The organism is Methylobacterium sp. P3_A11 (assembly GCF_056403155.1).
This window is the reverse complement of record NZ_JBFUGA010000102.1, coordinates 1-20112: the sequence shown is the minus strand read 5'-3', so window position 1 is coordinate 20112 and position 20112 is coordinate 1. Positions and strand designations below refer to the sequence as shown.

Here is a 20112-nt window from a genome sequence, read left to right as displayed (position 1 = left end):
GCCCACCGCCTTCAGCAGCGTCGACTTCCCGCAGCCCGACGGCCCGAGCAGCACGAACCGGTCCCCGGGCCAGACCCGGAAGCTCACCCGGTAGGTGGCCGTGACGAGGTGGTCGGGCGTCTTGTAGCGGAGCGTGACGCCGTCCACCTCCAGAAGAGGCTGACCCGTGTCCATCCATCCTCCCTCGCGCCGCGGCTTCGGCCGCGTGTCGCTGACGGCCGGAGATGGTCCGGCCCTCACGGGAAAGTGTATCGACGAGCGGAAGAGGCTGTAAAGGTCGAGATTTCGTATGCGATAGGATCTTCGTCCCGATCGTCAGGCCCGACCGGTCAGGCCGGGTGCCACCACCGGCCCTTCAGCACCACGCCCTCGGCGGTGATCCGCTGGGCGCCGGTCATGTGCTCGCCCCGCGTATCGACGTAGTCGAAGGCACCGTCCCGCACCGCCAGCACGATGGCATCGCCCAGCGCCCCGACCTTCAGGCTCCCGTACTCCATGCGCTTCAACGCCACGGCGGCGTTCACCGTGGAGGCGGCGATGACCTCGGTGAGGCTCATGCCGAGGCAGAGCATCTTCGACATCGTGGTGACCTGGTCGAAGGCGGGTCCCTCGATGCAGAGCTGGTGCACGTCCGACGAGATCGTGTCCGGCAGGAAGCCCCCCGCCAGCATGGCCCGCGCGGTCCTGAAGGCGAACGAGCCCTTGCCGTGGCCGATGTCGAACAGCACGCCCCGCGCCCGCGCCTCGCGGAGCGCCGGCTTCACGGCGCCCTGCGCGGTCACCGGGGAATTGGGGAACGGCCGGAACGCGTGGGTCAGGACGTCGCCGGGGCGCAGCATGGCGAGGACCTGCTCGTAGCTCGGCGGCGGCTCGTCGATATGGGCCATCAGCGGCAGGCCGGTTTCCTCCGCCACCTGAAGGGCGATGTCGAGGGGCGCGGTGCCCTGATCGCCCGAGGCGTGGCGCCCGACCCGGACCTTGATGCCGACGATCACGTCCCGGTTGGCCTCGGCGACCTCGACTGCCTCCCGGGGGGCCATGAGCCGCGGATCCTCGCTCTCGCCGACCATGATGGTCTTCGAGAAGCCGAAGATTCCGGCGAACGAGACGTGCAGGTAGGCGAGGATCCGCGCTTCCGAGCGCTCGATCACGTGGCTGCGGAAGCCGGCAAAATTCCCGGGGCCGGCGCTGCCGGTGTCGACCGAGGTGGTCACGCCCGAGGTCCGGCAGAATTCGTCGGCGTCGATGCCGAGCGAGGTGCCGCCCCAGTAGACGTGGGTGTGCAGGTCGATCAGGCCGGGCGTGACGATGGCGCCGGCCATGTCCCGCACCTGCGTGGCGGGGCCGGCCGGCAGGTCGCGGCCGAAACCCGAGACGCGGCCGTCCGCGAAGGCGACGTCGCAGATCCCGTCGTGGTTCTGCGACGGGTCGATGACCCGTGCGCCCTTCAGGATGAGGTCGTGCTGCACGCTCGTCTCCGGATATCTATCGCGAAAAGCGCAACCGTCATCGCGAGCGCAGCGAAGCGACCCAGGGATGCGCCACGCTCGGGAATCGCGCGCTGCCCTGGGTTGCTTCGCGCCGCTCGCAAAGACGGCACCGTCAGGCCGCCTGGGCCGGCGCGGCCGCGTCGTTGAGGTGGCAGGCGGCGAAATGGCCGGCGCCCACGGCGTCGAGCCCGGGCACCTCGGTCCGGCAGCGGTCGAAGGCGTGCGGGCAGCGGGTGTGGAAGCGGCAGCCGGAGGGCGGGTTGATCGGGCTCGGCACGTCGCCCTTGAGCACGATCCGGGTGCGCCCGGCCCCGGGCTCGGGAATCGGCACCGCCGAGAGGAGGGCGTGGGTGTAGGGGTGCTTGGGCGCCAGGAAGAGGTCGCGCCGCGGCCCGATCTCGACGATCTTGCCGAGATACATCACCGCCACCCGATGGGTCATGTGCTCGACGATGGCGAGGTCGTGGGAGATGAACAGCATCGCGAGGTCGAGTTCGCGCTGGAGATCCCGCAGCAGGTTGACGATCTGCGCCTTCACCGAGACGTCGAGCGCCGAGACCGCCTCGTCGCAGATGATCAGGTCCGGCTCGGCGGCGAGCGCCCGGGCGATGCCGATGCGCTGGCGCTGGCCCCCCGAGAACTCGTGCGGGAAGCGCCCCAGCGCCTCCTGCGGCAGGCCGACCCGCTCCATCAGCGAGACGAGCTTCGCCTCGAGGTCGGCACCGCTCCGGGCGAGCCCGAAATTGCGGATCGGCTCGGCCAGGATCCCCCGCACCCGCATCCGCGGGTTGAGGGACGAGAACGGGTCCTGGAACACCATCTGGATGTGGCGCCGCAGGGGCCGGAGCGCGCCCGCGGAGAGATCGTCGATGCGTTTCCCGTCGAGCACCACCTGACCGGCGGTGGGCGCGTAGAGGCGCATCAGCGCCTTGGCGACCGTGGACTTGCCGCAGCCGGATTCGCCGACGAGCGACAGGGTCTCGCCCCGGGCCACGGTGAAGGACAGGCCGTCCACCGCCTTGAGCACGCGCTTGGATCGGCCGAACAGGCCGCCGCCGAGGGAGAAGTGCTTCTTGAGGTCGTTGACCTCCAGCAGGGTGCGGCCGGCCGGGTTCATGGGCGGATCTCCCGGTCGCACGCTGCCGTGTGCGAGGCATGATGGTCAGGCATCGGCCGATGAAGGGCGCAACAAGCCCCCTCTCCCGACGGATCTCGGGCCTGCTCAAGATCCGCACCGAGGAGCCCAAGTCGGGCAAGCCCGACTTGGGTGGAGAGGGGACCCGCGCTCCGCCCGGACCGGCTGAAGATGGGCGACCGCTCGCCTGTCGGTTTCAAGACCATCATGCCGCCAGCGCATCCTTCGGCGCGTAGTGGCAGGCGGCGAGATGGCCTGGCGCCTTCGGCTCCAGGGCCGGCGCGTAGGCGCGGCACAGGTCGGTGACGTCCGGGCAGCGCCCGGCGAAGACGCAGCCCTCGATCCGGGTCTTGAGGCTCGGGACCATGCCGGGGATCTCGGCGAGCCGCGCGTCGGCCCCGTGCTCGACGGCGCCGAGCTTCGGCACCGCCCCCATCAGGCCGCGGGTATAGGGATGGCGCGGCGCCCGGAACAGGTCGCGGACCGGCGCCTCCTCGACCTTGCGGCCGGCATACATCACCACCACCCGGTCGGCGACCTCGGCCACCACGCCGAGATCGTGGGTGATCAGCATGATCGCGGCGCCGACCCGGGCCTTCAGGTCGCGCATCAGGTCGAGGATCTGAGCCTGGATGGTTACGTCGAGGGCCGTGGTCGGCTCGTCGGCGATCAGGAGCTTCGGCGAGCAGGCGAGGGCGATGGCGATCATCACCCGCTGGCGCATGCCGCCGGAGAGCTGGTGGGGGTATTCCCGCACCCGGCGCCGGGGCTCGGGGATGCCGACGAGGGTCAGCATCTCCACGGCCCGCTCCTCGGCTTCCCGGCGGCCGAGACCCTGATGCAGGCGCAGGGTCTCGCCGATCTGACGGCCCACGGTCAGCACCGGGTTCAGGCTGGTCATCGGCTCCTGGAAGATCACGCTGATGTCGTTGCCGCGGATCTTGCGCATGGCGCTGTTCGGCAGGTCGAGGAGGTTCTTGCCCTCGAATCGGATGGCCCCGGCGATGCGGGCCGGCGGCTCGGGCAGGAGCCGCAGGATCGACATCGAGGTCACCGACTTGCCGCAGCCGGATTCGCCGACGATCGCCAGGGTCTCGCCGGACTGGATCGCGAACGAGACCCCGTCCACCGCCCGGTTCACCCCGTCGGGGGTGCGGAAATGGACCTGCAGGTTCTCGATCGACAGGAGAGGTGCGCCGCTCACGCCGCTGCTCATCACACGTCCTTCGCCATGCGGGGATCGAGGGCGTCGCGCAGGCCGTCGCCGACGAGGTTCACGGCGAGCACCGTCATCGAGAGGAAGATGGCCGGGAACAGGATGATGTAGAACTTCACCTGCCAGAGCGCCCGGCCCTCGGCCATGATGTTGCCCCAGGAGGGTGTCGAGGGCGGCACGCCCGCGCCGATGAACGACAGGATCGCCTCGGTGATCATCGCGGAGGCGCAGATATAGGTCGCCTGCACGGTCATGGGCGCCAGGGTGTTGGGCAGGATGTGGCGCCAGATGATCGCCGGCATCCGCGTGCCCGTGGTCACCGCCGCCTCCACGTAGGGCTGCTCGCGCAGGGACAGGACCACGCCGCGCACGAGGCGGGCGACGCGCGGGATCTCCGCGATGGTGATCGCGATGATCACGTTCTGGACCGAGCCGCGGGTGAGCGCCATCAGCGCGATGGCGAGCAGGATCGGCGGGATCGACATCATGCCGTCGACGACCCGCATGACGATCCCGTCGAGCCAGCGCACCATGCCGGAGACGAGGCCGACCGCGAGGCCGGCGATCGAGGCCAGGAACGCCACCGAGAAGCCGACGAGCAGCGAGACCCGGGCGCCGTAGACCACCCGCGAGTAGACGTCGCGGCCGAGCATGTCGGTGCCGAACCAGTACTGCGCGGACGGAACCCGGGTCCGCTTGGCCGGCGCCAGGGCGGTCGGATCGACGGTGCCGAGGTACGGCGCCAGGGCCGCCATCAGGAACACGACGAGGAGCAGGACGCCGCCGACCACGATGGTCGGGTTGCGGCGCATGTAGGTCCAGACCGGCCCCCGGCGCCGGCGTACCGGGATGACGTCCGGCAGCGGCGCAGCGACGGCGAGGCCCGGCGGCGGCGGGGCCTTGGGGGCGGTCCCTTCGGGCGGGAGGCCGGTGGGGCGGCCGCTGTCGGGGAAGGGCGCGACGGTCGCGGTCAATAGCGGATCCTCGGGTCGAGCACGGTATAGAAGAGGTCGATGGCGAGGTTCACCAGCACGTAGACGAAGCTGAACAGCAGCACGACGCCCTGGATCACGGGATAGTCGCGCCGCAGGATCGCATCGACGGTGAGGCGCCCGAGGCCGGGGATCGCGAAGACCGTCTCGGTCACCACCGCGCCGCCGATCAGCAGGGCGATGCCGATGCCGATCACGGTGACGATCGGCACCGCGGCGTTCTTGAGGGCGTGGACGAACAGGACCGGCCCCTGCGACAGGCCCTTGGCCCGGGCGGTGCGGACGTAGTCCTGCTGCAGCACGTCGAGCATGGTCGCCCGGGTCACCCGGGCGATCAGCGCGATGTAGACGAGGCCGAGCGTCACCGCCGGCAGGATCAGGTTGGACAGCCAGGGCCACAGCCCCTGCTCGATCGGCGTGTAGCCCTGCACGGGCAGCCAGCCGAGTTCGAGGGCGAAGACGTAGGCCAGGATGTAGCCGACCACGAAGACCGGCACCGAGAAGCCCATCACGGCGAGCCCCATGACGAGGCGGTCGATCAGGCTGCCGGCCTTCCAGGCGGCGACGACGCCGAGCGGCACCGCCACCACGATGGCGAAGACCAGGGTGACGAGCATCAGCGAGACGGTCGGCTGCACCCGCTGGCCGATCATGGTGGTGACCGGCAGGTTGGTGAAGATCGAGGTCCCGAGGTCCCCGTGCAGGATCTGCCAGGACCATTCCCCGAACCGCACCACGAAGGGCCGGTCGAGCCCGAGCGAGGCGCGGATGCGGGCGACGTCGTCGGGCGTCGCCTGGTCGCCCGCGATGATCGCGGCCGGGTCGCCGGGGGCGAAGTAGAGGAGGCTGAAGACGAACAGCCCGACCACCGCCATGACCGGGATGGTGGCGAGGATGCGCCTGCCGATGTAGCCGAGCATGGGTCCTCGCTAGCGTGCCGGCTTGCAGAGCCCCGAACCGTCACCGGCTGCGGCGCGGGTTCCCTCTCCCGTTCGGGAGAGGGACAGGGTGAGGGTCGAGAACGTTCCGGAAGGGTCGCATCCCTCACCCCAACCCTCTCCCGAACGGGAGAGGGCGCGCGTCGCGCTTTCAGAGCGGGCCAGATCGGGCTCAGTCACGCCTTCGACACGCCCCAGGTGAACGGGATCGGCCCCTTCACGATGCCCGAGACGTTCTTGCGCCACGCCTGGTAGCCGAGGAAGAACCCGGTGGGCACGTAGACCACGCCCTCGCAGGCGGCGGCGTTGACCTTGTCGATGGCGGCCTTCTCGGAGGCCGGGTCGGCGGCGTCGAACCACTCGGCGATGGCGGTCTCCACCGGCGGGATGTCCGGCCAGCCGAACCACGCCTTGTCGCCGTTGGCCCGCACCGCCGGGTAGCCCGCCGGATTGATGGTGTCGGCGCCCGCATGCCAGGTGTGGAACATGTTCCAGCCGCCCTGCGACGGCGGCGCCTTGGAGGTTCGGCGGGTGCCGGTGGTGCCCCAGTCGGTGGCGACGAAATCGACGTTGAAGCCCATCTGCTTCAGCAGGTCGGCGGTGATGTCGCCCTGCGCCTTGGTGATCGGCTGGTCCTGCGCCACGATGCAGGTGACGGGCTCGCCCTTGTAGCCGGCTTCCTTGAGCAGCTTCTGGCCGAGCTTGATGTCGCCCTTGCCGACATTGCCCCCGCCCGCCTCGCTGTAGAGCGCCGTGCCCGGGGTGAAGAAGCCCGGCAGCTTCTTCCAGAGACTGTCGTCGTCGCCGACGATCGCCCGCATGTAATCCTCCTGGCTCATCGCGGCCATGACCGCCTGGCGGATCTTCGGGTTGTCGAAGGGCGGGTGCAGGTGGTTCATCCGGAACGCGCCGATGTTGCCCAGCGGGTCGGCGATGTCGACCTTGAGGTTGCCGTTCTTGCGCAGGAGCGGGACGAGGTCGGAGATCGGATTCTCCCACCAGTCGACCTCGCCGTTCTGCAACGCCGCCGAGGCGGTGGCAGCATCCGGCATGATCACCCATTCGACCCGGTCGACCAGCATGCGCTTGCCGCCCGCCAGCCAGGAATTCGGCTCGTCGCGGGGCTTGTAGTCGGCAAAGGTCTCGAACACCGCCCGGGCGCCCGGCACCCACTCGTTGCGGACGAACTTCATCGGACCCGAGCCGACATACTCGGTGATCTGCGTGAACGGGTCGGTCTTGGCGATCCGCTCCGGCATCATCAGCGCCATCGGGGCGTTGGTCTTGCCCAACGCGTAGAGCAGCTTCGGGAACGGCTTCTTGAGGCGCCACCGGAAGGTCCGGTCGTCGGTCGCCGCGAGGTCGTCCTGGACGCCGCGGATCATGATGCCGATCGGGTCGCGGGCCATCCAGCGGGTGAGGCTCGCCACGATGTCCTTGGCCTGCACCGGCTCGCCGTCATGCCACTTCAGGCCGGGCCGCAGCCGGAAGGTCCAGGTCAGCTTGTCGCCCGAGACCTCCTCGGACTCGACCATCTGGCGCTGCGGCTTCAACTGGTCGTCGACGCCGTACAGCATGTCCCAGACGAGGGTGCCGGCGTTGCGCACCACGTACTGGGTGCCCCAGATCGGATCGAAATTGGCGAGGTTCGCCTGGGGCACGAAGCGCAGCACCTTGGTGCCCTGGGCGATCGCCGGCATCGCGATCTGCGGTGCGGCCAGCCCGAGTGCAGCCGAGCCCTTGAGGAAGGTCCTGCGGTCCATCGTGATCTCCCTGGCGGTGCGGGTCTCAGGCCCGAAGCGCCGGCCCACACCTTGCGGGCGAGTTTGAACGGTTCTTAAGCAGCGATGCAATGGCCCGGCGTGACAACGCGGCACGGGCCGGCGCCCGCGCGGCCGCCAGCGGCGGGGCGGCGTCGGCGAGGCGACGGGCGGTGTTGACGCGGATCGGGTTCACGGGCCGCGTCACGCAAGCTCCGCGCCAGCTCGGCCGTCACTGCGTTTTGTATTCAGGAGCAGGGGGACTGCACCGCGCCTGCGAGCGGCGGGCTCCACGAAGGACGGGCGTTTGCGGCCTGCGCGCGGCGAGCCCGGCATCTGCCGGCCCCTGCCCGGCACTTGCGAGAGGCGCGGGTGCCCTCTCTTCAGGGACAGGGACGGGGTGAGGGCTTTGCGACCTCCGAGGAGGACGCGACCTGAACGCGCGTCGCGGGCGCGCCTGATCCTGACGCGTCGCGTTCCTGTCCCGCCCCTCTCCGGCCGAGAGCGGCCGTCGTGCCCGTCGCAGGACGGMATCCGGATATCCCGGACGGGGCCGCTTCAGCCGACCTGCCGCCTCAGCCGACCTGCCGCAGATGCCCGCCCCGCGCGCCGGGCACGGCCTGCATGGCGCGGATGAAGGCCGCGATCCGGGGCGCGATCACCGCCCGGTAGCGGGAGCCGTTGAACACGCCGTAATGGCCGACGCCGGCCTGGAGATGGTAGGCCTTGCGCGCATCGGGCAGGTTCGGCGTCAGGTCGAGGGCGGCCTTGGTCTGGCCGACGCCGGAGATGTCGTCGTTCTCGCCCTCGACCGCGAGGATCGCGCAGCGGCGGATCGCCCCGAGATCCACCGGCATGCCCCGGTGGTGCATCCGGCCCTGCGGCAGGGCGTGGTCGACGAACACGGTCTGCACGGTCTGGAGGTAGTACTCGGCGGTGAGATCCATCACCGCAAGGTACTCGTCGTAGAAGTCCCGGTGCTTCTCGGCCGAGTCGCCGTCGCCCGTCACGAGGTGGTCGAACATGTCCGAATGGGCGGTGACGTGGCGGTCGAGGTTCATCGCCATGAAGCCCGACAGCTGCAGGAAGCCGGGATAGACCCGGCGCCACGCCCCCGGGTAGATCGGCGGCACGAGGCTGATCGTGTTCTGCTCGAACCACGCCTGGCCCCGCTCCTGGGCGAGGCAGTTCACCGCCGTGGGCGAGCGGCGGGTGTCGATCGGGCCGCCCATCAGGGTCATCGAGGTCGGCACCGCCGGCTCGTCGGCCGCCTCCATCAGCGCCACCGCGGCGAAGACCGGGACCGCCGGCTGGCACACGGCCATGACGTGCAGGTCCGGCCCCAGGACGGCGAAGATCTCCTGCAGGTAGTCGATGTAGTCTTCGAGATCGAACCGGCCCGCGAAGAGCGGCACCATCCGGGCATCGGTCCAGTCGGTGATGAACACCCGGTGGTTCGGCAGCATCGCCTCGACGGTGCCGCGCAGGAGCGTCGCGTAGTGCCCCGACATGGGCGCGACGATCAGCAGCTTCGGCTGCGGCTCCGCGGTCGGCGTCGGGAAGGAACGGTCGAAGGCGACCACGCGGCAGAACGGCCGCTCCCAGACGACCCGCTCGGTGACGGGGACGGGGGTGCCGTCCACGACCGTCTCGGTGAAGCCGAAGGCGGGCTTGCCGTACTGGCGGGTGACGCGCTCGAACATCTCGCAACCGGCGCTCACCGCGCGGGCATAGGGGCCGTAGGCCAGGGGATTGCCCGGCATCTGCAGCCCGTACCGGGTGAGGTCGGCGGCAACGCGGGCGGGCGCCATCAGGGCGCGGGCACCCTCGTACATCGAGTAGGCCAGCAGCATCGTCACCTCGCGGTCTCGGTCCGGCCGCCGGCCTCGAGCCATGCGGCCCATGACCCTCTGCAAACCGAATCGGTAGGATAATGCTCCACCCTGAACGCCGGTGGAACATCCCGAAGCCGCGGCGACTTGCCTGTGACCACGTTGGCCAGCGACGCTTCGTCCCGGCCGGCTTGCCGGGATCCCCGCCTCCGCGTCATGCGAGGGCGATCCGCGAGAAGCCGGGCCGGCGGAACCGTCTGGCGACGCACCGAAACGACGCATGCCCGACACCGATCTCAGCGGCCTCGGCCGCGACGCCCGCCACCTGCGGCTCGACACCTTCGTCCGCCTGCGCTGGCTCGCCATCACCGGCCAGAGCGCCGCCGTGGTCGGCGCACAGTTCGGCCTCGGCCTGCCCCTTCCCTTCGGCTGGTGCTTCCTGGTGATCGCCACCTCGTCCTGGCTGAACCTCGCCCTGCGGATCCGCTTCCCGGCGAGCTACCGGCTGAGCGACGATTCCGCGGCCCTGCTGCTCGCCTTCGACATCGTGCAGCTCGCCGCCCTCCTGTTCCTCACGGGCGGGCTCCAGAACCCGTTCTCGCTGCTGTTCCTCGCCCCCGTGCTGATCTCCGCCACCGCCCTGCCCCCCGAGCGGACGCTGGCGCTGGGCCTCCTGGCGGTGGGGCTCGCGACCCTCCTCGCCCTGGTGCACCGGCCCCTGCCCTGGTTCGCCGACGGCCGGATCGAGCTGCCGTTCCTGTACGTCTCCGGCGTCTGGACCGCGATCCTGCTCGGCACCGCCTTCACGGGGGTCTACGCGTGGCGGGTGGCCGAGGAGACCCGGCTCCTCGCCCAGGCGCTCGCCGCCACCGAACTGGTGCTCGCCCGCGAGCAGCACCTGTCGCAGCTCGACGGGCTGGCCGCCGCGGCTGCCCACGAATTGGGCACGCCGCTGGGCACGATCATGGTGGTGACCAAGGAGCTGGTCCGCCAGCTCGGGCCGACGGCCTCCCCGGCGGTGGCCGAGGATCTCAACCTGCTGCGCGAGCAGGTCGACCGCTGCCGCGGCATCCTCGGCAAGCTCACCTCCCTCGACGGGGACGGCGTCGGCTTCCTGGAGACGGTCACGTTCAGCCACCTCGTGGAAGAGCTGGTGGCGCCCCAGCGGGCGCTGGGCGCCGCGCTGGACATCTCCAGCTCCGGCGAGGGGCCGGAACCCGCCTGGCGCCGCAATCCCGGCGTGATGTTCGGGCTCGCCAACATCCTCGACAACGCCGTGGACTTCGCCGAGGCCCGGGTCTCCGTGGAGGGACGCTGGACCCCGGAGCGGGTCTGGATCGAGATCCGCGACGACGGGCCGGGCTTCTCCAGCGAGGTGCTGCTGCGGGCGGGCGAACCCTACGTCACGACCCGCGGCCACGACCGGCCGCAATCCGGCGAGACCGTGGGCGCCGGCCTCGGCCTCGGCCTGTTCATCGCCAAGACCCTGATCGAGCGCTCGGGCGCGCAGCTCGCCCTGATGAACGTCGCGGCCCCCGAGGCCCACGGGGCGATCGTGCGCGTCTCCTGGGCGCGCCACATCTTCGAGCGCGGCGCTGCGCCGCGACATTCTCCAGAACTCAGTATCCGCGCCCCCCTGCCACCGGGCGATGCCGTACCTATATGACGCACAGAGCAAGAACCCGACGACGAAACCCCGAAAGGAGTGCCGGATGCTCACGCAGCCCGGGACCGCGACGGTAACAGACCCCGCCGTGCTCAACGATGCCGATCCGCTGGCCGCCTTCTCCGACCGCAGCCTCCTGATCGTCGACGACGACAAGCCCTTCCAGACCCGTCTCGCCCGCGCCATGGAGAGCCGCGGCTACCACGTGCAGGTGGCCGACAGCGTCGCCGACGGCGTCTCGGCCGTCGAGGCCCGCGCGCCCGCCTTCGCGGTGATCGACATGCGCCTCGGCGACGGCAACGGCCTCGACGTCATCGCCCGCCTCAAGGAGCGCCGTCCCGAGGCCCGGGGGGTGATCCTGACCGGCTACGGCAACATCGCCACCGCCGTGACCGCGGTGAAGCTCGGAGCCTTCGACTACCTCGCCAAGCCCGCCGATGCCGACGAGATCCACGGCACGCTGATGGCCCAGCCCGGCGAGCGGGCCGACCCGCCGGAGAACCCGATGTCGGCGGACCGGGTCCGCTGGGAGCACATCCAGCGGGTCTACGAGCTGTGCAGCCGAAACGTCAGCGAGACCGCCCGGCGCCTCAACATGCACCGGCGGACCCTGCAGCGGATCCTGGCGAAGCGCGCGCCGCGCTGATCCGGTCACCGGCCGGGTCGGTTGCATCGCCCGGCCGGTCCGGGCTAGTTGCGCGGGCCTCGGGCTGTCCGGCCCGGGGCTCGATCTTTTTTCGAGGGCGGATCTCGTGAACGGGCGCAACGCCATCACCATCCTCAGCATGATGGTCCTCGTGGGCACCGAGGTGTTCGCTGTCGCCATCGCGGCCGGTTGGGCCTTGGCGGGCCTGCTCGATCTCGGCGAGCGGGTGGGACACGTCCTGATGGGGGTCTTCAGCCTGTTCGCGGCCTGGATCATGCTCCAGCTCTGGCGCCGGGCGACCAGCATCGAACCGCTGCGCAGCCCCGCGCCCGCCGCCCGTCGCTGAACGGGCGCCTCACCACGGGGAGGTCCGCCACGGTGCATCGGACGGCCGAACGGTCGCGATGCGTTCGACAGTTCGGCGACCTTCCTGCTAGAAGCGGCCCGCGGCGGTCCGTGTGACGATGTTGCAGGTCACGCCTCCGTCCCGGACATGTGCGAGACCGGAAGATCCATGAAAGCCCGTATCATCGTCACCCTGAAGACCGGTGTGCTGGACCCGCAGGGCAAGGCGATCGAGGCCGCGCTCAGGTCCCTCGGCATCGAGGGCGTCGACGGCGTCCGGCAGGGCAAGGTCTTCGACATCGAGGTGTCGGCGGTCGACGGCGCCGCCGCCGAGGCGACCCTGCGCGCGGCCTGCGAGAAGCTGCTGGCCAACACCGTCGTCGAGAACTACGCGATCGAGATCCTCTGATGCGCGCCGCGGTCGTCGTCTTCCCGGGTTCCAACCGCGAGTCGGACGTCGTCCGGGCGCTGCGGCAGTCCGGCGCGCAGGTGAGCTTGGTCTGGCACGCGGACCACGACCTGCCGGCCGGGACCGACCTCGCCGTCCTGCCCGGCGGCTTCTCGTACGGCGACTATCTGCGTTGCGGCGCCATCGCCGGGCGGGCCGCCGCCATGGACGCGGTGCGCGCCCACGCGGCGCGCGGCGGGCTCGTACTTGGCATCTGCAACGGCTTCCAGATCCTGTGCGAATCCGGCCTGCTGCCCGGCGTGCTGATGCGCAACGTCAACCGGCGCTTCATCTGCCACCGGCAGACGCTGCGGGTCGAGCGCACCGACACCCGCTTCACGAGCGCATACACCCAGGGTCAGGTCATCGACGTCTGCGTCGCCCACGGGGAAGGCAATTATTTCGCCGACCCCGACACCCTGGCGCGGATCGAGGGCGAGGGCCGGGTGGCCTTCCGGTACTGCGACGCGGCTGGCGCCGTCACCGTCGAGGCCAACCGCAACGGCTCGCTGAACGCCATCGCGGGCGTCCTCTCGGAAACCGGCACCGTGCTCGGGATGATGCCGCATCCGGAGAATTTCGTCGAAGATCTGGTCGGCGGGACCGACGGGCGCGGCCTGTTCGACAGTCTGGCCGCATAAGCTTGTCGCGCGAAGACCAGTATTAACTGTGTGTTAAGGTTTCCAAGGCATAAAGAGTCATCCAGTGATCTGGATTTCGAGTTGGACGGACCCGTCCGCTCTGTTTTGATGCCTCCCTGATGACTTCTCGAGCCGCTCCATCCGGGGCGGCTTTTTTCTGTGCCGAGACCGGGGACGGTGGCGGCGCGGGGCAGCGTCATAGGCCCCTGATGCGCTCCCTGATTCCGTCAACGAGGGGCCGGAGACGTGGGGCTAGTGCGGGATCCGCGTGTTGCGGCGCCGTCTGTCCCCGCGGGATCTGCGATCGCCGAACGCAGATCCCGCGACACTTGCCCGCGAGACTTGCTCGCTAGATTTGCCAACGAGACTTGTGGTCACCCGCGCAGGCCGGGATCGCCCCGAGGTGAGCCATCGGCCCGACGACGCCTGACCATCCGCAGCCCGCAGGCGATTATCGCAGCCGGGGGGAAGAGACACGCAGGCCCGGCCCCGTGGTCCGCTCGGCGCGGGACCGGCCGACGGCGGGCGTTCCGTCCCGCCGTCGCGCCGTCAGTACAGGCCGCCGGCCTGCGCGGCCCGGTCGGGATCGGGCGGGACCGCCGCGGGTGCGGCCGCCTGGCCGCCGCCTCCGCCAGAAGACGGCGCCGAGTAGGAATCCGGCGGCGCGGTGCCGGGCTTGAACGCCTCCAGGATCGTCCCGGCACCCTCGCCGGAGCCCGCCCGGGTGCCGCTGGCGAGGTTGACACGGATCAGCTTGATCCCCGGGGGCACGCGGAACGGCGTCGGCGGCTTGTCCTTGAGGGCCGTCTTGAGGAACTCGAGGGCGATCGGCGCCGCCAGGCCGCCGCCGGTGGCGCGATCACCCAGCGAGCGCGGCTTGTCGAAGCCGAGATAGATGCCGACCGCCAGATCCGGCGAGAAGCCCACGAACCACGCGTCCTTGGCGTCGTTCGTCGTGCCGGTCTTGCCGGCGAGCGGCTTGCCGATCTGCTTCAGGATCGTGGCCGTGCCGCGCTGGACCACGCCCTCCATGATCGAGACCATCTGGTAGGCTGTGAGCGGATCGAGCACCTGCTCGGAATCGTCCACCAGCTTCGGCTCGTCCTGGCCGGACCACTTCTCGGCGTCGCAGCCGATGCACTTGCGGTTGTCGTGCCGGTAGATCGTCTCGCCGGTGCGGTCCTGGATCCGGTCGATCAGCGTCGGGCGGATGCGCCGGCCGCCATTGGCCAGCATCGAGTAGGCGGTGACCATGCGCATCACCGTGGTCTCGCCGGCGCCGAGCGACATCGGCAGCACCGGCAGCATGTCGTCGTAGACACCGAAGCGGCGGGCGTACTCGGCGATGAGCGGCATGCCGACATCCTTGGCGAGCCGCACGGTCATCAGGTTCTTCGAGTGCTCGATGCCGTAGCGCAGGGTGTGCGGGCCGCCGGACTTGCCGTCGTAGTTCGAAGGCGTCCAGGCTTCCTGGCCGGGGCCGGCCTCGATGGTGATCGGCGAATCCTGCACGATCGAGGCGGGCGTGTAGCCGTTGTCGAGCGCCGCCGAGTAGACGATCGGCTTGAACGAGGAGCCGGGCTGACGCATCGCCTGGGTGGCGCGGTTGAACTCGGATTCGTCGTACGAGAAGCCGCCGACCATGGCGTGGACGCGGCCCGTGTTCGGATCCATCGCCACGATGGCGCCGGAGACCTCGGGCTTCTGCCGCAGCCGGTACTGGCCGCGGCCGCCATCCATCGCCTCGACATAGACCATGTCGCCGGCCTGGAGGTTCGCGCGGCCGGCCCAGCGCATGCCCTCGGGGGTGATTACGCCGGTCTCGCGGTCCTTGCCCACCTGGCCGGACGCCTCGCGCTTGGGCTGGAGGCCGATCTGTACGCCGCCGCCGCCGTTGCCCAGCACCACGGCGAGCCGCCAGGGCGCCACGTCCCCGAGGGCCGGAACCTCGGCCGCCGCCATGCCCCAGTCGCGCCCGGTCAGGTCGACCTTGGTGACCGGACCGCGCCAGCCATGGGCCTGATCGTAGCGCACGAGGCCGTCGACCAGCGCCTTGCGCGCCCAGCCCTGCATCTTCGGGTCGAGGGTGGCGCGCACCGAGAGGCCGCCCTCGTAGAGCTTCTTCTCGCCGTAGCGCTCGGAGATCTCGCGGCGGACCTCCTCGGTGAAGTAGTTGGCGTTGGCGGCATTCGGGAAGGCGACCCGCGGGTTGACCCCGAGCGGCATCTTCTTGGCGGATTCCGCCTCCTCCTTGGTGATGTAGCCGTTCTCCGCCATCAGGCGGATGATCTCGTTGCGGCGGTCCAGCGCCGCCTGGGTCTTGCGGTAGGGGTGGTAGTTGTTCGGCCCCTTCGGCAGGGCGGCGAGGTAGGCCGCCTCGTTGATGGTCAGCTCGTGGACCGACTTGCCGAAATAGTCGAGCGCCGCGGCCGCCACGCCGTGCAGGTTGCGACCCGGGACGATGGTGCCGAGAAAGATCTCGTTGAGGTACAGCTCCAGGATCTTGTCCTTGGAGTAGGCCGCCTCGATCCGCAGGGCGAGCAGCGCCTCCTTGATCTTGCGGTCGTAGGTCTGCTCCGCCGAGAGCAGGAAGTTCTTGGCGACCTGCTGGGTGATGGTCGAGGCGCCCTGGCGCTTGCCCGACTTGGCGTTGGTCAGGAAGGCGCGCACGATCCCCTCGGGATCGATGCCGCCGTGCTTGTAGAAGTTCTTGTCCTCGGCCGACAGGAACGCGGCCACCACGATCTTCGGCATCGCCTGGATCGGCAGATAGAGCCGGCGCTCGCGGGCATACTCGGCGAGCATCGAGCCGTCGGCCGCGTGGACGCGGGTCATCACCGGCGGCTCGTAATTCGAGAGCGCGGCGTGGTCGGGCAGGTCCTGGCTGTACTTCCAGTAGAAGTAGCCGCCCACCACCGCGCCGACCACGAACAGCACCGCGCCGGCGCTGAACAGGATCCCGAAGAAACGAAGGATCAGACGCATCCGGTGTTCCGCTCGTCGCTGGCCCGGCCGAATGCCGGAATCGGCTCATCCGGCGCGTGCGTCCGCTCTCTGTGCGGTCGGCCCCCGGATGCTCCCGTCAGGCCCCTTCGGAATGCCGGTTCGACGGCGGTGCGACGGGGCGTTCGGACGTCCCGTATCGACACTCTATCTATGGTGAAACTGCGGCGGCGGCCGAGCGGCGCGGCAGCGTCGGCCGGCTCAAGGTGGCCCGGTTGGTGAAGAACAGGTCGATCGCCTTGGCCATGGAGCCGGTGACGCCCGCCCGCCACTCCGGCGATTGCAGCATCTCCAGGTCGCGCTTGCTGGAGAGATAGCCGAGTTCCACCAGCACGCTCGGCACGTCGGGGGAGCGCAGCACCACGAAGCGCGCCTCGCGATGGGGCTTGGCGCTCATCTCCATCACGGGGCCGAGTTGACCCATCAGGGTCCGGGCGAAGCCCGACGAGAAGCCGCGGGTCTCCCGCAGGGTCAGCTCCTGGAGGATGTCGGCGATGTCCGGCGGCGCCTCGGCGGCGTCGACGCCCGCGGCGGCGTCGGCCCGGTTCTCGCGCTCGGCGAGCTTGGCGGATTCGGCGTCCGTGGCCCGCTCGGAATTGGTGTAGATCGTGGCGCCGCGCACCTGGGGGGCCGCCGAGATCGAATCGGCGTGGATCGACACGAACAGGTCGGCCTTGGCCTCGCGGGCGAGGCGCACCCGCTCGGCAAGCGGCACGAACACGTCCCGGTCGCGGGTCATCCGGACCCGGTAGCGGCCGCCCGCCTCAAGCTTCCCGACCAGCGTTTGCGCGAAGCCGAACACGATGTCCTTCTCGAACACGCCGCCCACCGCGATGGCGCCGGGATCGGTGCCGCCATGCCCGGCATCGACCATGATCAGCGGACGCTGGTCGGTGCCCTCGGGCGGCGCGCTGCGGGCCTGGGCGGGGGCGGGATCGGCCGCCGCCGCGGCCTTGCGGAACCCGTCCCGGTCGGCGCGCTGGAGGGGGATCGTCAGAAGGACCGCGCCGTCGCGGGGCCGCGTCACCGACTCGATCCGGCCGACCGTGGCGGGCGCGGTGAGGTCGATCACGATGCGCGAGCGGCCGGGGGCGAACAGGCCGTAGCGGAAGGATTGGACGAGACCGTCGCGGCGGCTGCCGGTGCCTGAATCGAGCTGGAAGTTGACCTCGGGCAGGTCGATCACCGCCCGGTCCGGCCGCTCCATCACGAAGCCGCGGGCCTCGACCGCGCGGGACAGGATCAGGGTCAGGCGCGTGGTGCCGGCCTGGCTCGCGAGGTCGGCCCCGATCGCGACGGCGGGCTTCTCGCCGTTCTGCGCGACAACCGGCGTCCCCGCCAGGGCCGGCAGAAGCGCCACGGCGAGGCGAAGCCATGCGGTACGGATCAGGCGCGCGCAGTTCGGCATCGGTCCGGTGTCGTTTCCCGTGCCCTCCGTTAAGGCATGGGACCGACTTGGTTAACGGGCGGTTGCCGTCGCCGGTTCGATCCGGCCGCCGTTGTTGCCGGGATGCGACAAGCCCGGACCGGATCTGCGGCGCGGCCGCCTCAGCGGAACGCGACGCTGCGGCTCGCCTGGCCGATCACCGTGACCCAGCAGGTCAGGGAGGCGTCGGCGGCGCGCTGGGCCTCGCCGACCTGCAGGCGGATCAGATCGGCCGGCGAGCGCGCCCCCGAGAGCGCCCGCAGGTGCGCGAAGGCCGCCTCGCCCTCGCCGCGCACGTAGCGGGCGATGGTCGAGCCGATCGCGACGACGTCGATGCGCCCGGGGGCGAAGGCGCCGTTGTTCAGGACGGCGGCGCTGGCGGCCACCGGCACGGGAGCCGGGACGAGGTCGGTCCCGGGGGCGTCCTCAGCCGCCGGTGCTGCGGCGGCCTCGATCAATTCCGGGGCGGGTTCGGGCTGCAGCGCGTCCAGGTCCGTGTCTACGTCCGGCACCGACGCGGGCTCATCAGCCGCGACCGTGACGGGCGCAGCCGGAAGTGGCGATTCGGCGATCTGAGTCTCGTCCGGGGCCGGTGTGTCCGCATCCTGCGGCGGCTTGGGCGCCCAGGTGGAACGGCTCCCTCTCGGTCGACGCGGCTTTCCCATCGCGCGGTCTCCTCCTGTCGGCTTCAGCCCATCCTGGCGGAGCGGCGGCCGGAAGGTCGTGCGCGGCCGGCCCATCCGCGCCGTCGGCGTCGGACCCGTGACGCCCGGGCGTCGGATCTTGGGAACTTGGTATCTTGGGATCCGGCCGGCGCCGAGCGGCGGGCCGGATCCCGGAACGGGTCCCCGATCACGGATCGGGGACGATTCGGCCGGCCTTAGCGGGCGGCGTTCTGGGCGAGGGCGCCGTAATCCTTGGCCTGGGCCTGGAGCGCGGCGAACTGGCTGCGGACGAACTCGGACTGCAGCTCGAACGCCTCGCGGAGGTCCTTCGTGCGCACCAGCTTCTGGGCGAAGTCGAAGGTCGCGTTGGCATTGGCCTGGGCGTGGTCGAAACCCTTCGCGACCGCGGCGCTGAGCGTCGACTGGAAGGTCTGGCCGGAGGTCTGCGCTTGCTCGGCGACCTTCACGGCGTTCGCCATCATGGTGCCGACGGCGGTCCGGGCCTGATCGACGCTCTTCTCGGCGAAGTCGCGCATCTCGGTCGGGATCTCGAAATTCGGGGTCTGCATCGATGTCTCCAGCATCAACCTTGGAGCGGGACGCCGGATGCGTCCGCGTTGACGCGCCTCTATATGTTGCACTGCAACAAGAAGTCAAGTGCAGGTTCCGGGACCGCGCCCGGCGGAGCCAGGGTCGATAAAGTGCCGATCCGATGGTCTCGCAAGTCCTCGGATCGCCGTCCGGCCGCGATGGCAGCTCGCGATCGAGCGATGCCCTTCATTCAATCGGCCAAGATTGCTCAATCCGGCGGAGCATCGCTTTGCAAAAAACTATCTCCCTGTCCAGAGAGATACGAACGGATCGTGAATGCTTTCGGCACCACCAGGATTCGAGCCGGCTCAGGACCGGTGCAGTCCGAGCCGTGATTCGGGATGCTGCATCGCACCAGCAGTGGATCCGGCCAGGCCAGCATAGAGCGCGCGGAGCGCGGCCGTGTGGGCCTCCAGGCCCAGGGGCGTCGCATGGGACAGCCGGCGGGCCTCAGCCCCGAGCGCCCCAGTGAGGGCGTCGTCCCGCAGGGCCGTGAAGGCCGCGGCCAGCGGCCCGATCTCCGGGGGGACCACGAAGCCGCTTCGGCCGGGCCGGACCTTCTCGGCGGCCCCGGAGCGGTCGGAGGCCACCACGGGGATCCCGGCCGCCAGAGCCTCGTAGACCGTCAGCGGCCCGGTCTCGTACCAGCGCGACGGGGCGGCCAGCGCCCGGGCGCGGGCGCGCAGCGTATCCCAGACCGCCTCGGGCCTCTGCCAGCCGACCACCTCCACCCCGTCCCGGGCGCGCAGCTCCGCCTCCAGGGGGCCGGCGCCGATGAACAGGGCGGGGAGCCCGGCGGCCCGGGCGGCGTCGGCCACGAGGTCGGCGCCCTTCTCCCGGGTCAGGCGCCCCACGTAGGCGATCGCGTCGCCGCGGGCCGGCTCTGCGGCCGGTCCCGCCGGAAGCCGGATCGGGTTGTCGACCCGGTGGTGCGTGACCCTGTAGCCGCCGAGCAGGTCTCCCAGCCGTCGCCGGCTGGCATCGCACACATGGACGACGTGGAGCGGGCGCTGCCGGATCACCTGCCGCAGCGCCGCAGCGCGGGCGACGCGCACGAGCTTGTGCACCCGGCTGCGCGGGTCGCAGGGCGCCGCGATGCAGGCGGCCGACAGGGGGGTGAGCCCGCAGGGCTCGGCCCGGTCGAACCGGTAATAGACGCCGTTCGGGCAGGCCAGGGCGTAGTCGTGCAGGGTGACGACCAGGGGCGCCCCGGTCGCCGATAAGACCGGGAAGACCGCGGGCGACAGGGTCCGGGTCCATTGATGCAAGTGGATGCAGTCCGGCGGCGCGGCGAGGGCGGCGAGCGCCCCGGCGAGCC

The 20112-nt window shown here is 70.6% G+C and carries 18 protein-coding genes; 5 read left to right on the top strand and 13 right to left on the bottom strand.

Annotation, left to right across the window (positions count from 1 at the left end; all coding sequences use genetic code 11):
- The 8 genes from AC1DXK_RS24740 to AC1DXK_RS24705 all read right to left on the bottom strand — a co-directional run.
- The coding region (locus AC1DXK_RS24740) for an ATP-binding cassette domain-containing protein (protein WP_477299372.1) at positions 1–174 on the bottom strand (174 nt) is incomplete at its 3' end.
- A 155-nt stretch (positions 175–329) separates the two neighbouring features.
- Positions 330–1469: an amidohydrolase/deacetylase family metallohydrolase gene (locus tag AC1DXK_RS24735; RefSeq protein ID WP_457108554.1), complete on the bottom strand. Its 1140-nt coding sequence runs from the start codon at positions 1467–1469 to the stop codon at positions 330–332.
- 133 nt (positions 1470–1602) lie between these two features.
- Positions 1603–2607 carry an ABC transporter ATP-binding protein gene (locus AC1DXK_RS24730; RefSeq protein ID WP_457108553.1) on the bottom strand — a complete coding sequence of 335 codons (1005 nt, stop codon included), beginning with the start codon at positions 2605–2607 and terminating at the stop codon, positions 1603–1605.
- Between the two features lie 223 nt (positions 2608–2830).
- Entirely contained in the window at positions 2831–3841 is a 1011-nt protein-coding gene (locus AC1DXK_RS24725; protein ID WP_457108552.1) for an ABC transporter ATP-binding protein, read from the bottom strand.
- On the bottom strand, positions 3841–4815 hold the full coding sequence (locus tag AC1DXK_RS24720; RefSeq protein WP_457108551.1) for an ABC transporter permease: 975 nt from the start codon (positions 4813–4815) through the stop codon (positions 3841–3843). The genes AC1DXK_RS24725 and AC1DXK_RS24720 overlap by 1 nt, the downstream gene beginning before the upstream one ends.
- Entirely contained in the window at positions 4812–5753 is a 942-nt protein-coding gene (locus AC1DXK_RS24715; RefSeq protein WP_457108550.1) for an ABC transporter permease, read from the bottom strand. The genes AC1DXK_RS24720 and AC1DXK_RS24715 overlap by 4 nt, the downstream gene beginning before the upstream one ends.
- Before the next feature lie 194 nt (positions 5754–5947).
- Positions 5948–7534 carry an ABC transporter substrate-binding protein gene (locus AC1DXK_RS24710; RefSeq protein WP_457108549.1) on the bottom strand — a complete coding sequence of 529 codons (1587 nt, stop codon included), beginning with the start codon at positions 7532–7534 and terminating at the stop codon, positions 5948–5950.
- A 572-nt stretch (positions 7535–8106) separates the two neighbouring features.
- Positions 8107–9384, bottom strand: coding sequence for a polyhydroxyalkanoate depolymerase (locus AC1DXK_RS24705; RefSeq protein ID WP_457108556.1), 1278 nt, complete (start codon positions 9382–9384; stop codon positions 8107–8109).
- A 259-nt stretch (positions 9385–9643) separates the two neighbouring features.
- Here AC1DXK_RS24705 and AC1DXK_RS24700 point away from each other — a divergent pair, with 259 nt between their 5' ends.
- The 5 genes from AC1DXK_RS24700 to purQ all read left to right on the top strand — a co-directional run bounded on the left by AC1DXK_RS24700 (position 9644) and on the right by purQ (position 13109).
- Positions 9644–11029, top strand: coding sequence for an ActS/PrrB/RegB family redox-sensitive histidine kinase (locus AC1DXK_RS24700; RefSeq protein WP_457108548.1), 1386 nt, complete (start codon positions 9644–9646; stop codon positions 11027–11029).
- Between the two features lie 46 nt (positions 11030–11075).
- Positions 11076–11675, top strand: coding sequence for an ActR/PrrA/RegA family redox response regulator transcription factor (locus AC1DXK_RS24695; protein ID WP_457108547.1), 600 nt, complete (start codon positions 11076–11078; stop codon positions 11673–11675).
- Positions 11676–11781: 106 nt separating this feature from the next.
- Complete coding sequence (locus tag AC1DXK_RS24690) at positions 11782–12021, top strand: hypothetical protein (protein ID WP_457108546.1); 240 nt, start codon at positions 11782–11784, stop codon at positions 12019–12021.
- A 168-nt stretch (positions 12022–12189) separates the two neighbouring features.
- Positions 12190–12429 carry a phosphoribosylformylglycinamidine synthase subunit PurS gene (gene purS / locus AC1DXK_RS24685; RefSeq protein ID WP_457108545.1) on the top strand — a complete coding sequence of 80 codons (240 nt, stop codon included), beginning with the start codon at positions 12190–12192 and terminating at the stop codon, positions 12427–12429.
- Positions 12429–13109: a phosphoribosylformylglycinamidine synthase subunit PurQ gene (purQ, locus tag AC1DXK_RS24680; protein ID WP_457108544.1), complete on the top strand. Its 681-nt coding sequence runs from the start codon at positions 12429–12431 to the stop codon at positions 13107–13109. Before purS ends, purQ begins: the two co-directional genes overlap by 1 nt.
- A gap of 549 nt (positions 13110–13658) precedes the next feature.
- On the opposite strand, the gene AC1DXK_RS24675 is transcribed toward purQ, so the two are convergent.
- The 5 genes from AC1DXK_RS24675 to AC1DXK_RS24655 form a co-directional block, all read right to left on the bottom strand.
- Complete coding sequence (locus AC1DXK_RS24675) at positions 13659–16094, bottom strand: penicillin-binding protein 1A (protein ID WP_457108543.1); 2436 nt, start codon at positions 16092–16094, stop codon at positions 13659–13661.
- 169 nt (positions 16095–16263) lie between these two features.
- On the bottom strand, positions 16264–17520 hold the full coding sequence (locus AC1DXK_RS24670) for an N-acetylmuramoyl-L-alanine amidase (RefSeq protein ID WP_477299371.1): 1257 nt from the start codon (positions 17518–17520) through the stop codon (positions 16264–16266).
- Positions 17521–17660: 140 nt separating this feature from the next.
- Positions 17661–18050 carry a hypothetical protein gene (locus AC1DXK_RS24665; RefSeq protein WP_457108541.1) on the bottom strand — a complete coding sequence of 130 codons (390 nt, stop codon included), beginning with the start codon at positions 18048–18050 and terminating at the stop codon, positions 17661–17663.
- 368 nt (positions 18051–18418) lie between these two features.
- Positions 18419–18772: a phasin gene (locus AC1DXK_RS24660; protein WP_457108540.1), complete on the bottom strand. Its 354-nt coding sequence runs from the start codon at positions 18770–18772 to the stop codon at positions 18419–18421.
- Between the two features lie 330 nt (positions 18773–19102).
- A partial coding sequence (locus AC1DXK_RS24655) for a glycosyltransferase (protein WP_477299370.1) occupies positions 19103–20112 on the bottom strand: 1010 nt, incomplete at its 5' end.

Coding starts and splice junctions, on each gene's coding strand:
- AC1DXK_RS24730 (WP_457108553.1), bottom strand. CDS start 2,607: ATGAACCCGGCCGGCCGCACCCTGCTGGAGGTCAACGACCTCAAGAAG.
- AC1DXK_RS24725 (WP_457108552.1), bottom strand. CDS start 3,841: ATGAGCAGCGGCGTGAGCGGCGCACCTCTCCTGTCGATCGAGAACCTG.
- AC1DXK_RS24715 (WP_457108550.1), bottom strand. CDS start 5,753: ATGCTCGGCTACATCGGCAGGCGCATCCTCGCCACCATCCCGGTCATG.
- AC1DXK_RS24710 (WP_457108549.1), bottom strand. CDS start 7,534: ATGGACCGCAGGACCTTCCTCAAGGGCTCGGCTGCACTCGGGCTGGCC.
- AC1DXK_RS24705 (WP_457108556.1), bottom strand. CDS start 9,384: ATGCTGCTGGCCTACTCGATGTACGAGGGTGCCCGCGCCCTGATGGCG.
- AC1DXK_RS24700 (WP_457108548.1), top strand. CDS start 9,644: ATGCCCGACACCGATCTCAGCGGCCTCGGCCGCGACGCCCGCCACCTG.
- AC1DXK_RS24695 (WP_457108547.1), top strand. CDS start 11,076: ATGCTCACGCAGCCCGGGACCGCGACGGTAACAGACCCCGCCGTGCTC.
- purS (WP_457108545.1), top strand. CDS start 12,190: ATGAAAGCCCGTATCATCGTCACCCTGAAGACCGGTGTGCTGGACCCG.
- purQ (WP_457108544.1), top strand. CDS start 12,429: ATGCGCGCCGCGGTCGTCGTCTTCCCGGGTTCCAACCGCGAGTCGGAC.
- AC1DXK_RS24675 (WP_457108543.1), bottom strand. CDS start 16,094: ATGCGTCTGATCCTTCGTTTCTTCGGGATCCTGTTCAGCGCCGGCGCG.
- AC1DXK_RS24670 (WP_477299371.1), bottom strand. CDS start 17,520: ATGCCGAACTGCGCGCGCCTGATCCGTACCGCATGGCTTCGCCTCGCC.
- AC1DXK_RS24660 (WP_457108540.1), bottom strand. CDS start 18,772: ATGCAGACCCCGAATTTCGAGATCCCGACCGAGATGCGCGACTTCGCC.